This window comes from Cognatundibacterium squillarum (assembly GCF_014652435.1).
Lineage (GTDB): Bacteria > Pseudomonadota > Gammaproteobacteria > Burkholderiales > Burkholderiaceae_D > Undibacterium > Undibacterium squillarum.
On record NZ_BMYU01000001.1, the window covers coordinates 426,459 to 449,058 of the forward strand.

General features: G+C 49.2%; 21 protein-coding genes. 8 read left to right on the plus strand and 13 right to left on the minus strand.

Going from position 1 to position 22,600, the window contains the following annotated elements; genetic code table 11:
* Positions 1 to 133 precede the first annotated feature (133 nt).
* The 5 genes from serS to IE092_RS01840 form a co-directional block, all read right to left on the minus strand.
* Positions 134 to 1,429 (minus strand): serine--tRNA ligase, encoded by a 1,296-nt coding sequence (gene serS, locus IE092_RS01820; RefSeq protein ID WP_189355295.1) that lies wholly within the window; start codon positions 1,427 to 1,429, stop codon positions 134 to 136.
* A gap of 114 nt (positions 1,430 to 1,543) precedes the next feature.
* Positions 1,544 to 2,311: a hypothetical protein gene (locus tag IE092_RS01825; RefSeq protein WP_189355296.1), complete on the minus strand. Its 768-nt coding sequence runs from the start codon at positions 2,309 to 2,311 to the stop codon at positions 1,544 to 1,546.
* A 147-nt stretch (positions 2,312 to 2,458) separates the two neighbouring features.
* Positions 2,459 to 3,757: a replication-associated recombination protein A gene (locus IE092_RS01830; RefSeq protein ID WP_189355297.1), complete on the minus strand. Its 1,299-nt coding sequence runs from the start codon at positions 3,755 to 3,757 to the stop codon at positions 2,459 to 2,461.
* A 5-nt stretch (positions 3,758 to 3,762) separates the two neighbouring features.
* Positions 3,763 to 4,404 carry an outer membrane lipoprotein chaperone LolA gene (lolA, locus tag IE092_RS01835; protein WP_189355759.1) on the minus strand — a complete coding sequence of 214 codons (642 nt, stop codon included), beginning with the start codon at positions 4,402 to 4,404 and terminating at the stop codon, positions 3,763 to 3,765.
* A 61-nt stretch (positions 4,405 to 4,465) separates the two neighbouring features.
* Positions 4,466 to 6,808, minus strand: coding sequence for a DNA translocase FtsK (locus IE092_RS01840; RefSeq protein WP_189355298.1), 2,343 nt, complete (start codon positions 6,806 to 6,808; stop codon positions 4,466 to 4,468).
* A 204-nt stretch (positions 6,809 to 7,012) separates the two neighbouring features.
* Here IE092_RS01840 and trxB point away from each other — a divergent pair, with 204 nt between their 5' ends.
* Positions 7,013 to 7,960, plus strand: coding sequence for a thioredoxin-disulfide reductase (gene trxB, locus IE092_RS01845; RefSeq protein ID WP_189355299.1), 948 nt, complete (start codon positions 7,013 to 7,015; stop codon positions 7,958 to 7,960).
* Between the two features lie 18 nt (positions 7,961 to 7,978).
* The gene (locus tag IE092_RS01850) at positions 7,979 to 8,614 is read left to right on the plus strand and encodes a Smr/MutS family protein (protein WP_189355300.1); all 636 of its coding nucleotides are present in this window, start codon (positions 7,979 to 7,981) and stop codon (positions 8,612 to 8,614) included.
* A 54-nt stretch (positions 8,615 to 8,668) separates the two neighbouring features.
* Here IE092_RS01850 and IE092_RS01855 read toward each other — a convergent pair whose 3' ends face one another.
* The 3 genes from IE092_RS01855 to IE092_RS01865 all read right to left on the minus strand — a co-directional run bounded on the left by IE092_RS01855 (position 8,669) and on the right by IE092_RS01865 (position 11,803).
* A complete protein-coding gene (locus tag IE092_RS01855) occupies positions 8,669 to 9,754 on the minus strand; it encodes an ABC transporter substrate-binding protein (protein WP_229792973.1) in 1,086 nt (361 codons plus the stop codon).
* A gap of 75 nt (positions 9,755 to 9,829) precedes the next feature.
* Entirely contained in the window at positions 9,830 to 10,168 is a 339-nt protein-coding gene (locus IE092_RS01860; protein ID WP_189355302.1) for a P-II family nitrogen regulator, read from the minus strand.
* 18 nt (positions 10,169 to 10,186) lie between these two features.
* The gene (locus tag IE092_RS01865) at positions 10,187 to 11,803 is read right to left on the minus strand and encodes an NAD+ synthase (protein ID WP_189355303.1); all 1,617 of its coding nucleotides are present in this window, start codon (positions 11,801 to 11,803) and stop codon (positions 10,187 to 10,189) included.
* Between the two features lie 255 nt (positions 11,804 to 12,058).
* Here IE092_RS01865 and IE092_RS01870 point away from each other — a divergent pair, with 255 nt between their 5' ends.
* A complete protein-coding gene (locus tag IE092_RS01870; protein WP_189355304.1) occupies positions 12,059 to 13,084 on the plus strand; it encodes a serine/threonine protein kinase in 1,026 nt (341 codons plus the stop codon).
* 79 nt (positions 13,085 to 13,163) lie between these two features.
* Here the strand turns inward: IE092_RS01870 and ppa are convergent, their stop codons facing one another.
* The 5 genes from ppa to hemC all read right to left on the minus strand — a co-directional run bounded on the left by ppa (position 13,164) and on the right by hemC (position 17,814).
* A complete protein-coding gene (ppa, locus tag IE092_RS01875) occupies positions 13,164 to 13,700 on the minus strand; it encodes an inorganic diphosphatase (protein WP_189355305.1) in 537 nt (178 codons plus the stop codon).
* A gap of 94 nt (positions 13,701 to 13,794) precedes the next feature.
* On the minus strand, positions 13,795 to 14,991 hold the full coding sequence (locus tag IE092_RS01880; RefSeq protein ID WP_189355306.1) for a heme biosynthesis protein HemY: 1,197 nt from the start codon (positions 14,989 to 14,991) through the stop codon (positions 13,795 to 13,797).
* 2 nt (positions 14,992 to 14,993) lie between these two features.
* Positions 14,994 to 16,133, minus strand: coding sequence for a uroporphyrinogen-III C-methyltransferase (locus IE092_RS01885; RefSeq protein ID WP_189355307.1), 1,140 nt, complete (start codon positions 16,131 to 16,133; stop codon positions 14,994 to 14,996).
* The gene (locus IE092_RS01890) at positions 16,130 to 16,906 is read right to left on the minus strand and encodes a uroporphyrinogen-III synthase (RefSeq protein WP_189355308.1); all 777 of its coding nucleotides are present in this window, start codon (positions 16,904 to 16,906) and stop codon (positions 16,130 to 16,132) included. The genes IE092_RS01885 and IE092_RS01890 overlap by 4 nt, the downstream gene beginning before the upstream one ends.
* A 23-nt stretch (positions 16,907 to 16,929) precedes the next feature.
* Entirely contained in the window at positions 16,930 to 17,814 is an 885-nt protein-coding gene (gene hemC / locus IE092_RS01895) for a hydroxymethylbilane synthase (RefSeq protein WP_229793024.1), read from the minus strand.
* A 289-nt stretch (positions 17,815 to 18,103) separates the two neighbouring features.
* On the opposite strand from hemC, the gene trpS reads away from it, so the two are divergent.
* The 5 genes from trpS (at position 18,104) to IE092_RS01920 (ending at position 22,544) form a co-directional block, all read left to right on the plus strand.
* On the plus strand, positions 18,104 to 19,129 hold the full coding sequence (gene trpS / locus IE092_RS01900) for a tryptophan--tRNA ligase (RefSeq protein ID WP_189355310.1): 1,026 nt from the start codon (positions 18,104 to 18,106) through the stop codon (positions 19,127 to 19,129).
* Positions 19,129 to 20,355, plus strand: coding sequence for a winged helix-turn-helix domain-containing protein (locus tag IE092_RS01905; RefSeq protein WP_189355311.1), 1,227 nt, complete (start codon positions 19,129 to 19,131; stop codon positions 20,353 to 20,355). The genes trpS and IE092_RS01905 overlap by 1 nt, the downstream gene beginning before the upstream one ends.
* Before the next feature lie 140 nt (positions 20,356 to 20,495).
* On the plus strand, positions 20,496 to 21,131 hold the full coding sequence (locus IE092_RS01910; protein WP_189355312.1) for a response regulator: 636 nt from the start codon (positions 20,496 to 20,498) through the stop codon (positions 21,129 to 21,131).
* Between the two features lie 137 nt (positions 21,132 to 21,268).
* Complete coding sequence (locus IE092_RS01915) at positions 21,269 to 21,652, plus strand: response regulator (protein ID WP_189355313.1); 384 nt, start codon at positions 21,269 to 21,271, stop codon at positions 21,650 to 21,652.
* A 76-nt stretch (positions 21,653 to 21,728) separates the two neighbouring features.
* The gene (locus IE092_RS01920) at positions 21,729 to 22,544 is read left to right on the plus strand and encodes a Crp/Fnr family transcriptional regulator (protein ID WP_189355760.1); all 816 of its coding nucleotides are present in this window, start codon (positions 21,729 to 21,731) and stop codon (positions 22,542 to 22,544) included.
* Positions 22,545 to 22,600 lie beyond the last annotated feature (56 nt).

Below are 22,600 nucleotides of genomic sequence, written 5' to 3' on the forward strand. Positions count from 1 at the left end.
CTGCCCTGCTCCCTCCCCAGTCTGACTAGCTGACACGGAAAACAAAAAGCACCGTTTTGCCTATTGCAGAAACGGTGCTTTTTTGGGGTTACTGCGCCGGAAAAAGCGCAGTTCAGCCGGAATACGTCAGCAATTAAGCTGCCGGTGTCAGTTTTTCCAGACCGCCCATGTAAGGACGCAGTACTTCCGGAATAATCACAGAGCCATCGGCTTGCTGGTAGTTTTCCAGCACGGCAACCAGTGTACGACCCACTGCCAGACCGGAGCCGTTCAGTGTGTGTACCGCTTCCGGTTTACCAGCCGCGTTGCGGTAACGGGCTTGCATACGGCGCGCCTGGAAGGCTTCCATGTTCGATACGGAAGAGATTTCACGGTAAGCATTTTGCGCTGGCAGCCACACTTCCAGATCGAAAGTTTTGGTGGAACCAAAACCCATGTCGCCGGTACACAGCAACAGTACGCGGTATGGCAGACCCAGTTTTTGCAGAACGGCTTCCGCGTGCTGCACCATTTCATCCAGCGCTTGCATGGATGTTTCCGGTTGCACGATTTGCACCATTTCTACTTTGTCGAACTGATGCTGACGGATCATGCCGCGGGTATCGCGGCCATAGCTGCCGGCTTCGGAACGGAAGCATGGTGTATGCGCAGTCAGTTTTACCGGCAATGCATCAGCTGGCAGAATTTCATCGCGTACGGTGTTGGTCAGCGATACTTCGGCAGTCGGAATCAGGTACAGGTTTTCACCTTCGCCTTCCTGGCCGCCTTTTTTCACCGCGAACAGGTCTTCTTCAAATTTCGGCAACTGGCCGGTACCGCGCATGGAATCGGCGTTCACAATGTACGGTGTGTAGACTTCGGTGTAGCCGTGTTCGCTGGTTTGCAGATCCAGCATGAACTGCGCGAGCGCGCGGTGCAGACGGGCGATGCCGCCTTTCATCACCGCAAAACGGGAACCGGTCAGCTTGGTCGCGGTATCAAAATCCAGACCCAGACCAGCGCCGACATCGACGTGATCTTTGACTTCAAAATCAAAGGTCGGCACGGTACCGAAACGGCGTACTTCCACGTTGCCGGTTTCATCCTGACCAACCGGTACGGATTCATGCGGCAGGTTCGGGATATTCAGCAGGAAAGCCTGCATTTTTTCCTGTACTTCCGCCAGACGCACTTCAGACGCTTTCAGCTCATCACCAATACCGTCCACTTCGGCCATGACAGCGCTGACATCTTCGCCCTTGCCTTTGAGAACGCCAATCTGTTTGGACAGATTTTTACGTTTGCCCTGCAATTCTTCGGTGCGGGACTGAATCTGCTTACGCTCAGACTCCAGCGCATTGAATGCTTCGGTATCCAGTTTGAACTTACGGGTTGCCAGACGCGCGGCAACATTGTCTATATCTTTGCGTAACAGTTGAATGTCTATCATGATGATCTGATATCAGCGACTAAAAATTCGAATCCGGTATTGTAGCAAGGCCACCACCAAATCCCTAGTGTTGCGTTGCAATACCGCGGTCGGCTACGCCGGCGAAAGCCGCCCTCAGCTTTGCGCACCGGCTGGCGAATTTGCAAGAAATTTCAGCAAAGCACGGGCATTCAGCCAGTCGCCGATTTTCAGCTTGGTCGGCTTCAGCGTGATTTTCGTCTGAATGATTTCGGCTTCGCTCGGCTGAATCGCGAGATATACCGGTTTCAGACGCGAATAGACTTCGCGCCGCATGAAGCGGTTGCGGTTATAACTGATCGACAGATAAAGCAAACCCAGTATGCTGACTGCTGTAATACCAACTACCCAGAGCGGATGATCTATCAGCGGGCCGAGCAAACTACCGATCAAAGCACCAAGCACAAACGCCGCCATACCCGTCAAAAGTCCGGTCAGCGTGACGTTTGAGCCTTGCTTTTCTGCCAGATACGATAAATGGTACAAAGGCTGAAGCAGCAAATGCTGGCGCTCTGCCGGGGAAAGCTCTTGCGGACGCTGGCGCATTTTTTCGCTGAGCGCCACATCTTCCTGCCAGATTTCCATACAGTTCGGGTTGGTTTCTTCAATCAGTAAATCCAGTGGTTTTAATTCGCTGGCTGTATGAAAGGCCTGATCAAGATTTCTGTAATGTTCCGCACCACAATGCTGGCAGGTAAATGTATGTCCGACCGGATCGCCTTTGGAAAAGCTGATGTAATACACGTGGCTGGCGAGATGAATTCGTGTCACTTTGAACTCACGCATGTCGTGGCAGACAGCGCACCAGTTTGCGATAAAACCTTCCGGAAAGCGCTTTTGCTTCTTACCCCAGATGATGAACATTTGTATCCCCCGATACTGAAAATCGAAACTTTATTTTTTCTTAATTTTCTGCTTAATATGCTGGCAAAAATTCTCTTTTGAATTCAGATTTCATTACCTTGTTCAATTGCAGCTAAAGCCACAAAAATACTGTTCTGCATTACAGAATTACTCACTCTCCTGATCCAGCTTGCGTAAAAAAGCCAGCTTATCAGCGATCTTCAGCTCCAGACCGCGCGGTACTGGTTGGTACCAGTCTGGCTTCTCGATACCGTCAGGAAAATAGTTTTCTCCTGCCGCGTAAGCGTGTGGCTCATCATGTGCGTAGCGATAAGCCTTGCCATAGCCAAGCTCGCTCATCAGTTTGGTCGGTGCATTGCGCAAATGAATCGGCACTTCCCGGCTTCTATCCTGCTTCACAAAAGCGCGTGCCTGTTTGTACGCCATATACCCCGCATTACTTTTTGCAGCAACCGCCAGATAAATCACCGCCTGTGCCAGCGCCAGCTCACCTTCCGGGCTGCCAAGCCGTTCAAACGTGGTCGCCGCATCATTGGCGATTTGCATCGCGCGCGGATCAGCAAGGCCGATATCTTCCCATGCCATGCGCACGATGCGGCGCGACAGATACTGCGCATCCGCGCCGCCGTCCAGCATACGACACAGCCAGTACAGTGCTGCATCCGGATCAGAGCCACGCACTGACTTATGCAATGCCGAAATCTGGTCGTAAAAATTGTCACCGCCCTTATCGAAACGGCGGCTGTTGAGGCTGAGCGCATTTTGTAAAAACTCAGCATTAATCTGTGTTTTTCCGGCGGCAGATGCTGCGGAAGCGATTTGCTCCAGCAAATTCAGAAATCGTCTGGCGTCGCCGTCTGCGTAACCAATCAGAATCTGGATTGCTGGCTCATCAAACGCTAAATCGTGAATCACTTCTGCGCGGGCACGTTCCAGCAACTGGCGTAATTCGTCATCCGTCAGCGATTTCAGAACGTAGACCTGCGCACGGCTCAGCAACGCAGAATTGACTTCAAATGAAGGGTTTTCGGTGGTTGCACCAATGAAGGTAATCAGTCCGCTTTCCGCGTAAGGCAGCAACGCATCCTGTTGCGACTTATTAAAGCGATGAATCTCATCGACAAACAGAATCGTGCGTCGGCCGCGCTGCAGATATTGCTCAGCCTGCTCCATCGCGGCGCGAATATCTTTGACGCCGGAAAATACCGCCGACAACGCAATAAATTCGCAATCGAAAGAATGGGCAGTTAAGCGGGCCAGCGTGGTTTTACCCACGCCGGGTGGTCCCCAGAAAATCATGGAATGTGGCTTGCCGGACTGAAAAGCCAGCCGCAGCGGCTTGCCTTCGCCCAGCAAATGACTCTGCCCGACCACATCTGACAATTTTTTCGGGCGCAGGCTTTCCGCTAACGGTGCCTGCTGTTCCTGCGAAAACAAATCATTCATACCGCTTACGGACGCAGTACGTCGGCACCGGCTGGCACCACAAATTTAAACTGATCCGGCTTCAGCGCAGGGTTTCTCTCCATGTTTTTCAGCGTGACCAGAGAAACTTGCCCGAAGCTGTCGCGCAATTCCAGCGCATACGGCAAGCCATCTTTCATTCCCACGCCGATGTGCTCAAATTGGGAATCTTTGGCTTTGGGAATCGCATCCAGCCATTCCATACCCTGCTTCTGACCGGCTTCTTTCAGTGTGAAATTCTTGTCCAGTTCAGCCGTACCGGAAACACCGAACAATATCGCTGCCGGACTGGAGCCAAGTGAGTTGCCGAGATCCCGTATCGTGACCTGATTCAAATCTTTATCGTACAAAAAAAGTTTGTCGCCATCAGCCTGCAGCACTTGCTCGTAAGGCTTTTGATAAATCCAGATAAATTTACCCGGACGCGCAAAAACAAAATTACCGCTGAGCGTTTTTGTCACTTTCGGCGCGCCATTCGTCATGCGCACCTGCTGCTGCACAAACTCGCCTTTAGCACTTTTTGTTTGTGCAGCAAACTGGCGAAATTGCTCAACGGCAGAAGCAAATGCCGCTTGCGAAAACAATAAACCCGATGCGGTTGCCATCAGCAAACCGGCTTTCATCAACATACGACGCAAAAGAATTCCTTTCGAATTGACTTACTTTGCCTGCTTATTTATTCCTGCTTACTTATTCCTGATTATTCCCTGCAGGAACCAGAATTTCGCGATTGCCATTTGACTGCATAGAAGAGACCACGCCGGAGGCTTCCATTTGCTCCAGCAAACGGGCAGCGCGGTTGTAACCAATCCGCAAATGGCGCTGCACCAGAGAAATCGAAGCGCGGCGGTTCTTCAGAACAATCGCCACCGCCTGGTCGTACAGAGCATCTGACTCCGTACCGCCTTCTGCACCACCGCCTGCTGCTGCACCGCCTTCTTCGGACAGCGTACCGCCTTCCAGAATACCTTCGATGTAATTCGGCTCGCCCTGCTCTTTCAGATGCTCCACCACGCGATGTACTTCGTCATCCGACACAAAAGCGCCATGAACGCGAATCGGCAATGCAGTGCCCGGCGGCATGTACAGCATGTCACCCATACCAAGCAGGGTTTCCGCGCCCATCTGGTCAAGAATCGTACGGGAATCGATCTTACTGCTGACCTGAAACGCAATACGGGTTGGAATATTCGCTTTAATCAGACCGGTAATCACATCCACCGACGGACGCTGCGTTGCCAGAATTAAGTGAATACCGGCTGCACGGGCTTTTTGAGCGATACGCGCAATCAGCTCTTCCACCTTTTTACCGACCACCATCATCAGATCTGCCAGCTCATCAATAATGATGACAATGGTTGGCAACTTATCCAGCGGCTCCGGCGCATCCGGTGTCAGGCTGAACGGGTTAGGAATTTTTTCTTCCTTGCGATTAGCTTCGGCGATCTTTGCGTTGTATCCGGCCAGATTACGCACGCCAAGCTTAGACATCAGCTTATAGCGACGTTCCATTTCCGACACCGCCCAGTTCAGCGCGTGGCCTGCTTGCCGCATGTCCGTGACAACCGGCGCCAGCAAATGCGGAATCCCTTCATACACCGACATTTCCAGCATTTTCGGATCGATCAGAATCATCCGCACATCGTTCGGATCCGACTTATACAGCAGCGACAAAATCGTCGCATTAATACCGACCGACTTACCGGAGCCGGTCGTACCAGCAATCAGCAAATGCGGCATTTTAGCGAGGTCCGCGACAATCGGATTACCGGCAATATCCTTACCCAGTGCCACAGTCAGTGCGGACTGGCTGTCGTTGTAAACTTTCGAGCCGAGAATTTCAGTCAGACGCACAATCTGACGCTTAGGATTCGGCAATTCGAGGCCCATGAAATTTTTGCCCGGAATTGTCTCCACCACGCGAATCGACGTCAGTGCAAGTGAACGCGCGAGATCGCGCGCCAGATTCACAATCTGGCTGCCTTTGACTCCGGTGGCAGGCTCAATCTCATAACGGGTAATAACAGGCCCCGGATAGGCCGCAACGACTTTGGCCTCGACGCCAAAATCGGAAAGTTTTTTCTCAATCAGGCGACTGGTGAATTCCAGTGTCTGAACACTGACCGTTTCCTGCGCAGGCGGCGCTTCATCCAGCAAACCCAGCGGCGGCAGGTTGGTGTCCGGCAGTTCATTGAACAGCGACACCTGCTTCTCTTTCTCAACCCGTTCGGATTTTTGTACCGCAACCACCTGTGGTTCTATGCGTACCGGTGCAGCCTCGGTAATCTTAGCGCGCTCCTGAACAATGGCTTCTTCACGTTTTACTGCTGCGGTTTGTCCCATTCGGCGGTCTTCTGCTGCCGCAATCTGATCCTGTACCGATACAAATAACCACTCAACGCCCGCGCCTATTTTCTCTGCAATGGTCAGCCACGACATTTGAAAATACAAACTGAGGCCCAGCGCCAGCATTAGCAACAACAGCAGTGTCGCACCGGTGAAGCCGAGTACTCCTTGCAGTAAATTGCCAACGATATTTCCGAGTACTCCGCCCGGTTCCAGCGGCAATGGCAGCTTGTGCGAATACAAACGCAGATACTCAATCCCCATCGATCCGGTAAGGATCATGGCGAAACCCAGTTTACGACCGATGATGTGCAGAAGGTTTTCCTTGTCCTCATCCAGTTCCGGCTTTAATGCAAGCCGGCCTGATAAAGTCCTGTACGAAACCATCACTTGCCTGACACCACCGACAATCCACCACCAGGCGGAAGCGCCGAAGACGTAAAACAAAACATCTGACAGCCAGGCACCGAACTTGCCACCCAGATTATGGACGTGCAGCACATCACGCGCCTGAGACCAGCCCGGATCAAGCTTTGAATAGCTGCCAAGAATCAGCACCAGACAAATGGTCAGCGCGGCGAAGATAATCCAGCGCGCCTCCATCAGCAGAACAAACATCCTGCCAGGCAACGGCGGCAATGCTGTTGTCTTCTCTGTACGTTTATAAGCTTCGTTTCCTGATGTCATAAAAACCTGAAATGCATGCTGCAACAGCAAAATGACAAGATAGCATGTAAGCCTGTGCTGCAGCAAACCCGCTCAGCGGTTTGCCGCCGCTTGGTCTATAATTCGGCCTGCTGAGCGCCGCCCGATCGGGTGCAGTGCTTTATGCCCCCTGACACTGAAGCTGCAGCGGGCTTTTTTACACTTCCATTTTTGACAGGTTTATCCATGGCGACAACGAAACATGCACGTGTCCTGATTTTAGGTTCTGGCCCGGCGGGCTACTCGGCCGCTATTTACGCTGCCAGGGCAAATCTGAATCCGGTTCTGATTACCGGTGTTGAGCAAGGCGGTCAGTTGATGACTACCACTGACGTTGAAAACTGGCCTGCAGACCCGAACGGTGTTCAGGGCCCGGAACTGATGCAACGATTCCTGCAGCATGCCGAGCGTTTCAATACCGAAATGATTTTCGATTACATCCACACCGCAAAACTGACAGAAAAACCAATCCGTCTGATCGGTGACGCAGGTGAATATACATGTGACTCGCTGATCATCGCCACAGGTGCATCTGCGCAATATCTCGGTTTGCCTTCTGAAGAAGCATTCATGGGTAAAGGTGTGTCTGCATGTGCAACTTGCGACGGTTTCTTCTACCGCGGTAAAGAAGTCGCCGTAGTTGGCGGTGGCAATACAGCGGTTGAAGAAGCACTGTATTTGTCGAATATTGCAAGCAAAGTGACTGTTATTCACCGTCGCGACAAATTCCGCGCCGAAGCCATCCTGATCGACCGTCTGATGGCAAAAGTCGCCGAAGGCAAAGTTGAAGTTAAATGGAACCACACACTGGATGAAGTAAAAGGTGATAACAGCGGCGTTACCTCAGTAGATATCCGCTCTGCAGAAGGTACCGTCACCAATGTGCCTGTGCATGGCGTATTTATCGCAATCGGCCACAAACCAAATACCGGTATTTTTGATGGTCAGCTGGACATGCAGAATGGCTACATCAAGACCCGCATGGGCAACGAAGGTATGGCAACGGCAACCAATATTCCGGGCGTATTTGCAGCTGGCGATGTGCAGGATCATATTTATCGTCAGGCGATTACCAGCGCAGGCACAGGCTGTATGGCTGCACTGGATGCGCAACGTTATCTGGAAGAACACTGATATCGCTCACGGACGGCTATGGCAAATCTGAAAAATTTCGCTGATCTCAAGTCACTTTCCGCTCAGTTAAAAGCAGAAAGTGAGAAAAAAGCGCGCGAAAGAGCCTTACGTGAAGAAGAAATGCGTAAGGCAGCTGCAGAAGCTAACATTTTCAGAACTGCAGTGGCCGGCGTCACACCGGTACGTACAGTGCAACGTCACGTACCGGAAACTCAACGCCCTGCTCCACTGCCGTTTCAGCATATCGCTGATGAGCAGGCGGCGTTAATGGAGTCCCTTTCTGATGAATTTGACGCTGAGTCCTTGCTGGAAACGGATGAAGCACTGAGCTATGCCCGCCCGGGGGTAGGCCCTGATGTCGTCAGAAAATTACGTAAAGGCAACTGGGTTATTCAGGCGCAACTGGATTTGCATGGGAAGCGTCGCGATCAGGCCAGAGAAAGTCTCGGAGAGTTTCTGAGAAAATGCTGCAAAAACGGGACACGCTGCGTACGCATTATTCATGGCAAAGGAAATGGCTCGATGAATAAAGAACCAGTTCTGAAGCACAAAGTCAGAACATGGCTGGTACAGAAAGAGGAAGTTCTGGCATTTTCGCAGGCAACAGCCGCAGACGGCGGATCTGGCGCCCTGATCGTTTTACTGCAATCATAGAGATAATTGCCAAACAGGCCGTAGGCATACATTTTGGCGAAGGTGGTACAAAATTCAGTTTTTGAACTTGCCGTCTGCCCCGATTACCGTCATTTCAACAAACCTGGAACCATTATGACTGGTTCGAGAAAACTGAATATCAAAGCCGCTAAGGGCGTAAGTCCGCGTATTGATGGTCTCAAGTGCTGAAATGAATTTCTCACGCGTCAGTTCAGGGCCTGCCCTCCTCAGCCCCTCGACAAACACTTTTGCCGCGATATAGCCCTCAAAGCTGGAAAAATTCAACTGTTCATAGCCAGCTTTTCGCATTACGGCTGCGTACTCATTCACCAGAGGATTTGCCGTTGTCCATGGAAACGGAACAACCTGAGATATCACGACGCCATGCGCATCTTTACCAAGCAAATCCATCAAGGCCTGACCACCGACAAATGAAACGTTGTAGAACTGTCCGGCAAATCCACGATCACGCATTTGTCGTATCAACGCTGCAGAGGAACTGTACGCACTGATCTGAACAACGACTTCTGGCTTCTTCAGCATCAGCCGCTGAACGGCTGCACCCACATCCGTACTGTTACGCTCGACTGTCGCCGTTTCGACCAGACTCAGATTACGTTTTCTGAGTGCATTTTCGATGCCGGCTAAACCAGCAAGACCGTAGGCATCATTCTGATAAAAAACGGCAATCTTCCGAATTCCCATTCTTACAGAACGGTCAATCAGAAATTCCGTTTCATCGTTATATCCTGCACGGATATTAAAAACAAACCGGTTGAATGGCTCACGCATCGAGGACGCACCAGTCAACGGTGCAAAAAACGGAATCCGGACCGCATTCACGATCGGAATTGCCGCATTGCTGGTAGGTGTACCGACATAGCCAAACAATGCAAATACATTCTCTTTTGCAATCAGTATTCTTGTGTTCGCAGCGGCGTGATCCGCCTCATACTGATCGTCTCGGGTCAGCAGACGAATCTGACGTTTATGAACGCCCCCGATTGTATTGACGTAATCAAAATAGGCCAGAGCTCCTGCCCGATATTGCGTACCAAGTTCTGCTGCCGGTCCGGAGAACGCGGCAGATTGCCCGATCACAATCTGCGCCGGCGTCACCCCCGGAACATCCGCAGACATACTTATTCCGGGAGTTAATACCGCGAATAATGTTACAACCCGGATAATCTGACGCCGGACTGAAGACATATCTTATCAGACAGCGTCCGGACCGGTCTCGCCAGTCCGGATACGAATGACCTGCTCAACATTTTGCACAAAAATTTTGCCGTCACCAATCTTACCAGTGTGTGCTGCCTTGATGATCGCATCAACCGCATGATCGGCGATCTTGTCATCCACTACAATTTCGACCTTTATTTTTGGCAGAAAGTCGACGACATACTCTGCACCACGATAAAGTTCTGTATGGCCCTTCTGACGACCAAAACCTTTTACTTCGGTCACAGTCAAACCGGTAACCCCTACTTCAGCCAGACTTTCGCGCACTTCATCCAGCTTAAATGGTTTGATAATTGCGGTAATTTGTTTCATGTTGCACTCCTATGCTACTTAGTCTCTGAATTTAGATGTAATCGGATGACGCCAGTCACGACCGAATGCACGATGCGTTATACGTATCCCCACTGGTGCCTGACGTCGTTTATATTCGTTCAGCTTAATCAGACGCGTCACTTTCTCAACGTCTTCGGCAGCAAATCCTGTCGCAATAATTGCCTCGCGCGACTGATTTTCTTCCATATACATACGCATGATAGCGTCGAGAATTTCGTATTCCGGCAAAGAATCCTGGTCCTTCTGATCCGGACGCAACTCTGCTGACGGCGGGCGCGTGATAATACGTTCAGGAATCACCTCGGATAAACTATTTCTGTAATGACATAACTTATACACGAGTGTCTTTGCAATATCTTTAATTACCGCAAAGCCACCAGCCATATCGCCGTACAAGGTACAGTAACCCACGGCCATCTCGCTTTTATTACCAGTCGTCAGCACAATTGAGCCATACTTGTTCGACATTGCCATCAGGATCGTTCCCCTGATTCGCGCCTGAATATTTTCCTCGGTAGTATCTACAGGCAAACCCGAAAATTCTTGCGCAAGCGTTGCATTAAAAGCATCAAAACATGGATTAATCGATATTTCGTCGTAACGCACACCGAGACGCCGAACCATGTCCCGAGAGTCAGTCAGCGAAATGTCCGCTGTATATGGAGATGGCATCATCACCGCCCGGACTTTCTCAGCACCAAGCGCATCACACGCAATTGCCAACGTCAAAGCTGAATCAACACCACCGGACAGGCCAAGAAGCACGCCCGGGAAACCATTTTTACTGACGTAATCCCTCACCCCCAGAACAAGCGCTTGGTATACATCTGCTTCCTGCGACTGCACCGGATTCAGTGACTTATTACTGGAAAATGCTTTTCCATTCCATTCAACTAGACCAAAGTCTTCCGCACAGTGCAAAAGGGTAGTAACGATTGCACCGTCCGAATTCAAAACAAACGAGCTACCGTCAAAAACCAACTCGTCCTGCCCGCCAACAAGATTGCAATAGACTAACGCAAGCCCCTGTTCACAGACGTTTTTACGCATCACATCCAGGCGTTGCGCCTGCTTACCCATGTGATAAGGAGAACCATTTGGAACTAACAGAATTTCAGCACCAGCGGCCTTGGCCATTGCCGGAGCATCAGGGAACCAGGTATCCTCACAGATATTGATACCGACTCTCGTACCTTTTACATCAAATACACAAGCGGAATTGCCCGCAGAGAAATAGCGGACTTCATCAAACACCATATTATTCGGCAAATTGTGCTTGAGATAAGTGCATTTTATCGCGCCATTCGCCAGCACAGAAACTGCATTAAAGTAATCGTGACCGGCAACAGCCGGATGTCCTACCAGGACATGGAGACCGGGAAAAACCGCGAGCCTTTCAGCTAGTTTATAAAGTTCTTGTTCACATTGCCTGTAAAATCCCGGCCGCAGCAATAAATCTTCAGGTGGATAGCCCGCAATACTAAGCTCTGGAGTAACAACAATATCCGAGCTATCGGTTGAAGCCCGAGATGCTGCCTGAAAAATTTTTTCTGCATTTCCGGCCAGATCACCAACAAGGCTGTTTATTTGTGCAACTGCTATCTTTAAATTCATATCTAATTCAAAAAACCGGTCAGCAAAGAAGCTACCATTATCGCATGCTCACTCCGGGCATACAAAAACAGCCTGAAAAGGAGATTTTTTCGAATCAGCAACCAGTGCCGGAAGATGGCATCCGTAGTTGTATTCAGGTTAAATTTCGATGAAATTCGGAGTATGTGTGCATACCTTGTGTCATTGAATTAACAATTTGCGTATTCACTGACCTGCAGACTTGAAATTTTGTAAGGTTCAGTGCATCCTCCGTACATGCAATCAGAATCAAACTTCGAAAAAGACCCGAATTCGCTCACACCGTTGAACAAACGGGCAGGACGTTTTTTGCTTACCGAAAAACTGGGGAGTGGCACAGACGGCACTGTCTACAAAGGGCATGATCCTGTCATTGATCGTGACGTTGCGATCAAAATTTTAACTCCGCCGGCAAATCCAGCCGAAAGGAAGTCTCGGGAACAACAGTTTATTAATGAAGCCCGCGCGGCTGGTCGCTTATCACACCCGAACATAGTTACCATTTTCGACACATCTGTTGAGAATGGCACCACTTTTATTGCAATGGAGTTTCTTCCGGGACGCGATTTAAGGGGTGAGCTGAACTCTGGCAGAAAATTCGATATTATTGAAGCTGCTAATATCGTTCAGAAAATTGCTGAAGCTCTGCACTTTGCACACCAGAACGGTGTAATTCACCGAGATATTAAACCAGGCAATATTTTTGTCTTACCCAACGGGCAACCCAAAGTGGTCGATTTTGGGATTGCACGTGCACCTAATAGAGTCCACACCCCGGGGAATACCAGTGGAGCTACCCTTTTCCACAATAATGTGATGGGTACACCAAACTATATGTCGCCCGAACAGGCAATGGGTCGAAATGTTGATGAAAAAACAGACATTTACTCCCTTGGAGCGGTCTTGTACGAATTAATTGCTGGCGTGAAACCATTTCCAAGTCAGGATATGGATAAACTACTTCAGCAAATCATTCACAAGTCACCAAAACCAATCGCAAATTATGCACCAAATGTGCCAGAGCAATTAGTCAGAGTTATTGTGAAGGCAATGCAAAAAGACCCGAAACAGCGATATCAGACAGCAGGTGAAATGTCGGCTGCGTTGATACAATTTCTCGAGCGTGACAGAAAGCTTAAACGGAAAAGAAAAAACGGCGACGCAGGGGCGACACCGGAAACAGGGAATGCATTGCCCTGGGTTAGCATTGTCGCCATTGTCATAGCGATTGCGTGTATCGGTTTATATTATTTTTTACGTTAAAATTTAACGAACAATTTAAAGCACAATAAAAAAAGAGCGATGAATATTCATCGCGCTTTTTTTATTGTACTTTGAGAACTTATTTGTCAGCGTCTGCAAAATTTTTCACGCCATCCAGGATTTCCTGTTTAGCTTCTTCGGCGCCAGTCCATCCTTCAACTTTGACCCATTTGCCTTTTTCCAGATCTTTGTAGTGCTCAAAGAAATGCTGTATCTGACGCAAAGTTAATTCATTCAGATCTTCAGGCTTTTGAATATTGCTATAAATCGGCAGCAATTTATCAACCGGAACAGCAAGAACTTTTGCATCCGAACCGCCTTCGTCGGTCATACGCAGCATACCAACCGCGCGGCATCGCACTACTACGCCTGGCAACAGCGGGAATGGAGTAATAACCAATACATCCACAGGATCGCCATCACCAGCGATAGTTTGCGGAACATACCCATAATTGCACGGATAATGCATCGCAGTGCCCATGAAACGATCAACAAAAATTGCGCCAGACTCTTTATCCACTTCGTATTTGATCGGATCAGAGTTCATCGGAATTTCAATGATGACGTTAAAGTCATTTGGCACATCACGCCCTGCAGGCACATTATTCAGGCTCATTGCTTTCTTTCTGATAGAAAATTTAGTCAATAAAACAGACGATTAGCGATTATATCGGGATTTAACTGAGTTTGGCGCGTTGCAACAAAAAAGCTTAAAGACTGGTCGCCAGCGCACAGCGTTTGTAGCAACGCGCAGCATCCTCTTCCTGACCGAGCGATTCAAACAGTTGAGCAAGTTTAAGATTAGCTTCACGAACAGTTTCGCCAGCAATTGCATCATCAATTGCCTGCTCAAAATGTCGTTGTGCTTTTCCCCAAAGTTTTTGCCGGTTGCAAAGAGTACCCAGCGTCAACGCCAGTTCTGCATCGGAAGGATGCTCTGCTACCCAGCGTTCGCAATTTTCGATCTGGCTCAACAAGGCTGCGGATCCTTCTGGTGCAGCAGCATCACGATACGGTTTCAGTAAGCGCTCATCCCACTTCTCTTCCATCGCTTTTTCCACAACCAGACGGGACTCATCAAACAGTCCGCGGTCATTAAATGCCACAGCCGCATGAAGTGCAATAGAGGCGCGCTTTCTCTCGGCAGAAGGAATCTCAAACCAGACACGCTTCAATGACTCCCCGTCATGCCCATGATCTTTCAGTAAATCTTCATATGACAAATCTTTTAAGCGTGCCGCAAGTGCCGGGTGAATTGCATGATGCTTCTCCAGCGTCTTTACTAGCTTTAAAACATCTTGCCAGCGACGAGCCTGCTGGTTTGCTTTCAGCGCCCAACGCAAAACCTGAATGTGGCGACTGCCGTTTGCTTGCAATTCCCTCACTGACTCAAGTGCTTTTTCAGAATCATGCTGATCAACATGCAATTCCGTAGACGTCACCAGTCGTGCAACTTTGTGACTGGCATCTGATGCTGCGTTCTCCAGCCATTCGTCACGCCGCCCGAACTGTCCCATGTGATGTGCAGCACGCGCTCCGATAAGCGCAGCAATACTACTGTTCTCCGGCAACTCCGCAGCTCGACTCGCAGCTTTTTCCGCATAGCCAAAACGACCTTCAAACAAGGTACGTATAGACTCACGAAGTGCTTTATTTGCATCACGCTCTTTCTTACCCTGACGATACTCCGCAACCCTCGCAGGCATTTTACGAGCCGATTCAAGAGCATTTAATGCAATATGCAAAGCGACAAATAAAAACAGGATAGCAATGATTGCGAGATTCAGTGACAGGTCTATTCTGTAAGGTGGAAAGAAAACCACTATATTGCCCGGGTTGTACCTTGCGCCAATTGCCAACCCCACGGCAAAAGTGAATAAGACCAGTAGGCGAATAAAAATACGCATAATCAGGGCTTCACTTTGTAATTACGGACTGCTGTCAGACTTTCAGATAAATTCGGCATTTCAATTGACAAATTACTACCCTGAATTTGTCTTAACAAAGTTTGTACTGTTTGGGTTTGTTTGGCCCTGCTGTCGAAATACTTACCGAGCACATCCTGAGCAAGGATAATGTCATTGCGAAAAACACCTTCATTTCGTGACAGCAGCGCCAGCCTTGCATTCAGCAATCGCAGCTTCAGATTCTCGCGAGCGAAATAGGCTTGCTCAGGAGCCAGCAGCAATGCATCCGGATGCTCAACATTTCGCACACGAATCAACTGCCTCAATTCAGACCACATTTCAGTAGAGAAGCTCTGCCATCCATCCTGAAGCCGCGCAGAGAAAGTCAGCTCATCGGCTACGGGTTGCTCGTTTTTACCCAATTTAGCATTGTTCGATTTTGGTAAAACCCGCAGTGGCGCTTTTGGAGCCGTAGCAGCAGGTACTGTTTTTTCTGCAGACCAGAGCGGGATATGATCAACCTGTGCGATCACGCTATCCAGACGCAATGCAATGCCAGGCAAATCAAGTGCAGGCAAAGACTTGAGTCGCTCAATGTCTTTAGCGATCGCTCTCCGAATCGCAATAAACTGCGGCTTATCCGACTTTGCAAGGCGATTATCCGCGTTTTGCAGTGCAATCAACGCCCCTGGTACATTGCCAGCGAGTTGAAGCTGCTGACTTGCCGTCGAAAGCACTTGCTCAATTTCTGCAAGTGCCCATTCATCTCGATTCCGAGACAAATCCTGATACACCTGCTCCAGAGCCAGTTGCTGACTTTGCGCCTCTGACTGCTTACCTTCAAGCAAAATAATTTTTGCCTGCATTTCTTTTACGGTTTCCTGAGCGCTCTTTGCAACTACTCTGGTTTCGTTACCGCTCAGATCAGAAGTCTGCAAACGACGGGCAACTTCCTCTCGTAACGAAGAAATCTGATTTTGAGAAGTCCACCAATTCGCTGCAAGCAGAATCGCCAGCACACCAGACATAACATATGCCGGATGAACCCATCCCCCCTGCGGAGAATGGACGATCGCAGGCGCGACAACCGGAGACACGGTAGTCGGAGCTGACGCTCCGTTTGGATTTTCCTGTTCGTTCATACTTTGTTTGAAAGTGCGATCATTAAATTCTGATCACCAGAACCTGTCAGCTCAATACGGGAAAACCCGAGTTGCCTGGCAGTTTCTGCAATTCTGACATGCGGGACAAAAAGCCGCTGCGATTGCAATTTTGCCACGAATGCGCGATCTTCACCGAGTCTTTCTGCGAAGCTTATCAGGAAACGCAGTGATTCCGAGCTGGTAATTATCCAATCGTTTTGTTCTGACAACAAAGAAACCAGCAATTTCGCGCGCTCAGCATCGAATACCGGTGGCAAGCGGCGATAGGCAACCAGCGTTTCCAATTCCATACCCCGCGCCGTCAATTGTTCAGGTAACAGCTCACGACCCGATTGACCTCTTACGAGCAATACCTTTCTGCCCTTGAACCGCGCTACATCAATTAACGCAAGCAAAGCTTCTGAATCCATCCTGTCCGAAGGACCAGGGGCAAGGATTTCAACACTTTGCCCGTTCAGGTATTGCCGGATCGCTTTGGCACCTGAAAAACCAACAGCCGACGCAACAGTGTCTTGCGGCCATACTCTTGATTGTTTGTCAAAAAAAGCGTCCACTGCGTTTGGACTAACAAACACAACCAGCGAAAATCTTTGTAAATTACGCCAGACTTTCTCAATTTCTGCTCGGTCTTCCAGCGCAACAATTTCCAGCATTGGAAATGCAACTGCCGTAAATCCATCCGCGCACAAAGCATCACATAAAATCTGCGCCTGCCTGTCCGGTCTGGTTACAATGACTTTCGGATTAGCCATAACAGAGATAGCTCACGCAATCACTATGCAACCGAGCGACAAGCAGCGAGAATTGCTGCTGCATCCTGATCCTCTAAAGACTGAATAATCGCTTTTGTCAGTTGATCCAGGTCCTGAACACTCGCTGACATATCAGCTTTGGCAACATTGACGCCGTCAACAGATGCAATCATCGCTCTGAAACGCGCTTGCCCGTCAGCAATTTCCACATGCGCGGCTAATGGTACCTGGCAACTACCGCCAAATGCCCGAGACACGACGCGTTCAGCATGAACACTCAACGCTGTATCTGTATGATTCAGTGGAGCCAAAATCGCTGCAATTTCCGGCCGCCCGGCTGGAATTTCAATCGCCATGGCACCCTGCCCCGCAGCGGGCAGACTATCTTCCGGATCCAGAATTGCACGAATTCGCTCTGGCATACCAAGCCGCTTCAAGCCTGCTGCTGCCAGAATAATGGCTGCATACTCGCCTTCATCCAGCTTACGCAAACGGGTACCGAGATTCCCCCTTAATGGACGAATTTCAAGGTGCGGATAGCGTTGAGCAATCATTGCCTGACGACGAAGACTGCTGGTGCCAACAATACTGCCGGCGGGCAATTCCGATAAATTTGCATACACGGAAGACACAAACGCATCGCGCGGATCTTCACGCTCCAGAATGGCAGCCAGATCGAATCCATCCGGTAGCTCCATTGGAACATCTTTCAGGGAATGCACCGCCAGATCTGCACGCCCCTCGCTCATTGCCACTTCCAGCTCTTTGACGAACAACCCTTTACCACCAACTTTAGACAAGGCGCGATCGAGGATCTGGTCGCCACGCGTTGTCATTCCCAATATCTGGACATCACATGCCGGATATAAAGCTTTCAGGCGATCTCTGACATGCTCAGCTTGCCACATTGCAAGCGGACTCTCACGCGACGCGATCACGAGTTTCTCAGGTACGGAAAAATTCAAGATAGGCTTCCTAAATCAAAACGAATGTCGGATAAAACCGGATGCGGCGCATTCTAACACTGGCCGCATTGACAATCCCCCGTTTTCGTCAATGTTTCAGGTTAAAATTAGGACAGGATCTGCAATTTGCAGATCAAAAGCCAGCGTCGGTGTGCATTCTGATCGCAATCAGCGTACACATCAGTGGTCAATTTACTTACGAGACTGAGCTTATTCGCTCACACAAATTCTTATGCAAGAAACAATACAAACAGAAAAAAAAGAGCACCTTATTCTGACCGGTGACCGCCCTACCGGCCCGTTACACATCGGCCACTACGTTGGCAGTTTGCGCAACCGCGTTAGTTACCAGCATCAGTATAAGCAATACATCATGATTGCCGATGCGCAGGCGCTGACCGACAACATGGACAACCCTGTTAAAGTTCACAACAATGTGATCGAGGTTGCTCTGGATTATCTGGCTGTTGGTATTGATCCATCGAAAACAACGATTTTTATTCAGTCTCAGATTCCCGAACTGACTGAGCTGACTTTTTATTACATGAATCTGGTCACTGTTTCACGCCTGGAACGTAACCCGACCATCAAGCAGGAAATCGTTATGCGTAATTTTGAGCGTGATATTCCTGCCGGTTTTCTGACCTATCCGGTAAGTCAGGCTGCTGACATTACCGCATTTAAAGCATCACTTGTTCCGGTTGGCGAAGATCAGATCCCGATGATTGAGCAAACCAACGAAATTGTGCGCCGCTTCAATCGTCTGGTGAATAAAGATGTTCTGGTTGAATGCGAAGCGTTCGTTCCGGAAATTGGCCGCTTGCCTGGCATTGACGGCAAAGCGAAAATGAGTAAATCACTGGGCAACGCGATTAATCTCTGCTCCAGTGCACAAGAAATCACCGCAGCAGTTCGCAACATTTACACAGACCCGCTGCACCTGAAAGTCAGTGATCCCGGTCACCTTGAGGGCAATGTCGCGTTCATGTATCTGGATGCGTTTGACCCCGACAAAGAAGGTCTGCAAGCAATGAAAGATCATTACGTTCGCGGTGGTCTCGGTGATTCGGTCGTTAAAAAGCGGCTGGAAGGGATTCTGCAAGAATTACTCGGTCCAATTCGTGAACGACGCGAAGAATTTGCTAAAGATAAAGCTCAGGTACTGGAAATTCTGCGTCAGGGCACGATTCGTGCGCGTGAGGTTGCTGCGCAAACGACGGACGAGGTCAAATCCGCAATTGGCCTGAAGCATTTCTGATGACGATCGTGCAGGAAATTTCGCAACGGCATGCGCGCTTCCTGCACCTGAACGCACAAGGACTGCTGCGCTATCCGCAAGGAACGCCTCAGAAAGAGCATGTACTTTCATGCATACAAAAAATGGGCGTACTTCAGATTGACACAATCAATGTGGTAGCGCGCAGCCCGTATCTGGTACTCTGGTCCAGACTTGGGCAATACCAACCGGAGTTTTTGCGCGACCTTCTGGTTGAAACCAGGCTGTTTGAATTCTGGGCACACGAAGCAAGCTTCCTTCCTATCGAAGATTTCGCCCATTTCCGGCATCAAATGTTAGATCCGGCTCACCTTGGCTGGCGCTTTAATCACCGATGGCTGAATGAGCAATCAGAGAACATTCGCAAGGTTCTCAAAAAAATCTCAGAATCAGGGCCAATGCGCTCAAAAGATTTTGAACGTCGCAACGACGGCAACAGCGGCTGGTGGGACTGGAAGCCGGAAAAAAAGTCGCTTGAAGTTTTACTTACAACTGGTCAATTAATGGTTCGGGATCGCGATCAGTTTCAGCGCGTTTACGACCTGACATCCCGTGTTCTGCCCGAGTGGTCAGACGAAAACAATCCTTATTCACCAAAAGACAGCGAAGCTTATTTGCTAAGCAAATCTGTAGCAGCACTTGGTATTTGTTGTGCAGACTGGGTGCCTGACTATTTCAGAATGCGCCTTAAACATATAAATCTGCAGGCATTTCTGAAAGCGCAAGCAGACGCGGGTAATTTTATTCCCGTCAGAATTGAGGGCGATCATCGCCAGTTTTATGTGCATCAGGAATTTTCTGAACTCCTGCACAATCCTCCTCCCCTTTCCAACGCACTGAAAGCAACCAGAATTCTGTCGCCATTTGACCCCGCAGTTTGGGACAGGCGCAGAGCAAAAGAACTATTTGAATTTGATTACAAACTGGAGTGTTATACACCAGAGAATAAGCGACGTTACGGCTACTTCTGCTTACCGATACTGCGAGACGGACAAATGATTGCACGTATGGACGCGAAAGCACACCGACAACACAAAATATTTGAAGTGAAGTCCCTGCACCTTGAGTCGGGCATCAGACAGTCTGCTGCTATGTTCAGTGACGTGAATAAAAAAATACAGGAAATGGCTTCATGGCATGACTGCAACAGCATCCGGTATGGCGCTGATGTTCCGTCCGGATTTCAACTCGCTGATATTTCGTGTTAATCCGCAACGGATTACTGAGCTTACTTTTCCATCACCGATTGATGAATATCTTTCCAGTCAGAAAACTTTTTAACTTCTTATAAACCCGATACAATGCACGTCTGACTTGTTTTACTCCGTACTTTGTACAACGCCTGACTATGATCCGAATTCTGATTGCCGACGACCACACCATAATGCGCGAAGGACTTAAGCGTATTCTGGATGGTATTGATGACATTCGGGTAATCGGGGAAGCAGTAGACGGGTTTGATACACTGGATAAAGTCCGGCACAATGAATTTGATGTCCTGCTGATGGATCTTTCAATGCCAGGACGCAGTGGTGTTGACCTGATCCGGCAAATCAAAGATGAATTTCCCAAGCTGCCAATTCTGATTCTGACTATGCACGAAGAGGAACAGTACGCAGTCCGCGCCATTCGTGCGGGTGCGCGTGGATATCTAACGAAAGAAAGTGCGGGTACCCAGCTGGTAACTGCTCTTCGTAAAGTTGCTTCCGGTCGCCCTTACATCAGCATTGAAGTTGCTGAGCAACTAGCAATGAATGCGATGCCGGCAAGTGACGATATGCCGCATACCGCCTTATCCGACCGAGAATTCGAAGTCTTTTGCCATCTGGTGAAAGGCAAGTCGATTACCGAAATTGGCGACTTACTGCATCTGAGCGTTAAAACCGTCAGCACTCACAAAATGCGTATTATGCAGAAGATGAACATGAGTAATCTCTCTGACATGGTCCAGTACGCTATCACCCACAATCTGCTGCAATCCTGATTTCGTGCTTGTAGGAATATTCCTATAACAGCGACGCGGAATCTGACATTTCAATTCAGCATCCCCCTGATTTAAATCAAGTACTTATTTCCTGATAATACTCATACGCAACAAGCGGTGATGTGTATCAAGAAATCATGAATTTATTTATCGTTGAAGACTCCATTCTGATTCAGAACAGGCTTGTCAGATTTATCGAAGAAATCCCTGGCATGCATGTTGTTGGCGTTAGCGCTGACATCCGTTCTGCGTATGAAGGTGTTATGCGTCACAACACTGACGCGATGATTCTTGATCTGCAACTTGGTGAAGAAAGTGGTCTGACTCTGCTGCGGGAAATCAAAAAAACCCGCCCTGAAATTAAAGTTGTCGTACTGACCAATCATTCGACTGAGGATTACCGCACACAGGCATTACGTGCCGGCGCTGATGGTTTTTTAGATAAATCCCGGGATTTCGCCGAAATCCCTGCTTATCTGATGCGCTGGCAAGGACCAGATTTCAATTCTCAGATTAACTAACTTTTTCGTGCGGAGACTTAAAATGACTACTGCAGCATTCCAAACCCAGGGCAGCACAACTAAACGTATGGTCAGCATGGGCGGATCAAATGAAGCCGGCTGGCGCTGCCATGGCAACCTCTGGTCAAATCTGCGCGAAATTTGCGATCTGTTGCACATTCAGGCACCGGTTGCCTGCCAGGATGACGAAGTTCTGTTTCAGCACGTTCGCTTCAAAGCAGGTCAGCGCGTTCATACTATCGGCCAGACATTCGACACGCTGTATCTGGTGAATTCCGGATTCCTGAAAACGGTGCTGATCGATGAATACGGCAATGAGCAAGTGTTGAGTTTCCCGATGAAAGGTGACTTGCTGGGTATTGATGGTATTCATTCGCAACATCATGCATCAGAAGCAGTTGCATTATCTGATTGTGACATTATCCTGATTCCATACAAAGTGTTTGCAGCACTGGGTCGCAGCCATGCTGAGCTGGAACATGCGATGTTCTCTGTACTGAGCCGTGAACTGGTACGCGAACAGATTATGATTGGTATGCTGAGCGCGCTGAGTGCAGAAGCGAAAGTTGCGCGCTTCCTGACCAACCTCGGTGAACGCTTCAGTATGCTGGGTTATTCCGGCAAATCATTTAACCTGCGTATGACCCGTCATGAAATCGGCAGCTATCTGGGGCTGACACTGGAAACAGTCAGCCGTACACTGTCTGCGTTTAATGAAATGGGGCTGATCCAGGTTGATCAGCGCGAAATCACCCTGCTGGACACGAATGCATTGAAAACACTGCGTCGCCTGCCACCTGCAAAAGCACGCGCAAAAGTAACAGATAAAGTGCAGGCGCTGGTTGGCAAAAAACTGCTGCCTCAATGGAGTGGCGACGCTGTTGCAGCCTGATTAAGGCTCAGAACAGAACTAAGCGTACATTTCAGTAATCTGCATTTCACCGGGAG

Coding starts and splice junctions, on each gene's coding strand:
- serS (WP_189355295.1), bottom strand. CDS start 1,429: ATGATAGACATTCAACTGTTACGCAAAGATATAGACAATGTTGCCGCG.
- IE092_RS01830 (WP_189355297.1), bottom strand. CDS start 3,757: ATGAATGATTTGTTTTCGCAGGAACAGCAGGCACCGTTAGCGGAAAGC.
- IE092_RS01880 (WP_189355306.1), bottom strand. CDS start 14,991: ATGCGTATTTTTATTCGCCTACTGGTCTTATTCACTTTTGCCGTGGGG.
- IE092_RS01850 (WP_189355300.1), top strand. CDS start 7,979: ATGGCAAATCTGAAAAATTTCGCTGATCTCAAGTCACTTTCCGCTCAG.
- IE092_RS01890 (WP_189355308.1), bottom strand. CDS start 16,906: ATGGCTAATCCGAAAGTCATTGTAACCAGACCGGACAGGCAGGCGCAG.
- lolA (WP_189355759.1), bottom strand. CDS start 4,404: ATGTTGATGAAAGCCGGTTTGCTGATGGCAACCGCATCGGGTTTATTG.
- IE092_RS01855 (WP_229792973.1), bottom strand. CDS start 9,754: ATGTCTGCGGATGTTCCGGGGGTGACGCCGGCGCAGATTGTGATCGGG.
- trpS (WP_189355310.1), top strand. CDS start 18,104: ATGCAAGAAACAATACAAACAGAAAAAAAAGAGCACCTTATTCTGACC.
- IE092_RS01840 (WP_189355298.1), bottom strand. CDS start 6,808: ATGACATCAGGAAACGAAGCTTATAAACGTACAGAGAAGACAACAGCA.
- IE092_RS01920 (WP_189355760.1), top strand. CDS start 21,729: ATGGGCGGATCAAATGAAGCCGGCTGGCGCTGCCATGGCAACCTCTGG.
- IE092_RS01885 (WP_189355307.1), bottom strand. CDS start 16,133: ATGAACGAACAGGAAAATCCAAACGGAGCGTCAGCTCCGACTACCGTG.
- ppa (WP_189355305.1), bottom strand. CDS start 13,700: ATGAGCCTGAATAATGTGCCTGCAGGGCGTGATGTGCCAAATGACTTT.
- IE092_RS01870 (WP_189355304.1), top strand. CDS start 12,059: ATGCAATCAGAATCAAACTTCGAAAAAGACCCGAATTCGCTCACACCG.
- IE092_RS01860 (WP_189355302.1), bottom strand. CDS start 10,168: ATGAAACAAATTACCGCAATTATCAAACCATTTAAGCTGGATGAAGTG.
- IE092_RS01865 (WP_189355303.1), bottom strand. CDS start 11,803: ATGAATTTAAAGATAGCAGTTGCACAAATAAACAGCCTTGTTGGTGAT.
- IE092_RS01825 (WP_189355296.1), bottom strand. CDS start 2,311: ATGTTCATCATCTGGGGTAAGAAGCAAAAGCGCTTTCCGGAAGGTTTT.
- hemC (WP_229793024.1), bottom strand. CDS start 17,814: ATGTGGCAAGCTGAGCATGTCAGAGATCGCCTGAAAGCTTTATATCCG.
- IE092_RS01915 (WP_189355313.1), top strand. CDS start 21,269: ATGAATTTATTTATCGTTGAAGACTCCATTCTGATTCAGAACAGGCTT.
- trxB (WP_189355299.1), top strand. CDS start 7,013: ATGGCGACAACGAAACATGCACGTGTCCTGATTTTAGGTTCTGGCCCG.
- IE092_RS01910 (WP_189355312.1), top strand. CDS start 20,496: ATGATCCGAATTCTGATTGCCGACGACCACACCATAATGCGCGAAGGA.
- IE092_RS01905 (WP_189355311.1), top strand. CDS start 19,129: ATGACGATCGTGCAGGAAATTTCGCAACGGCATGCGCGCTTCCTGCAC.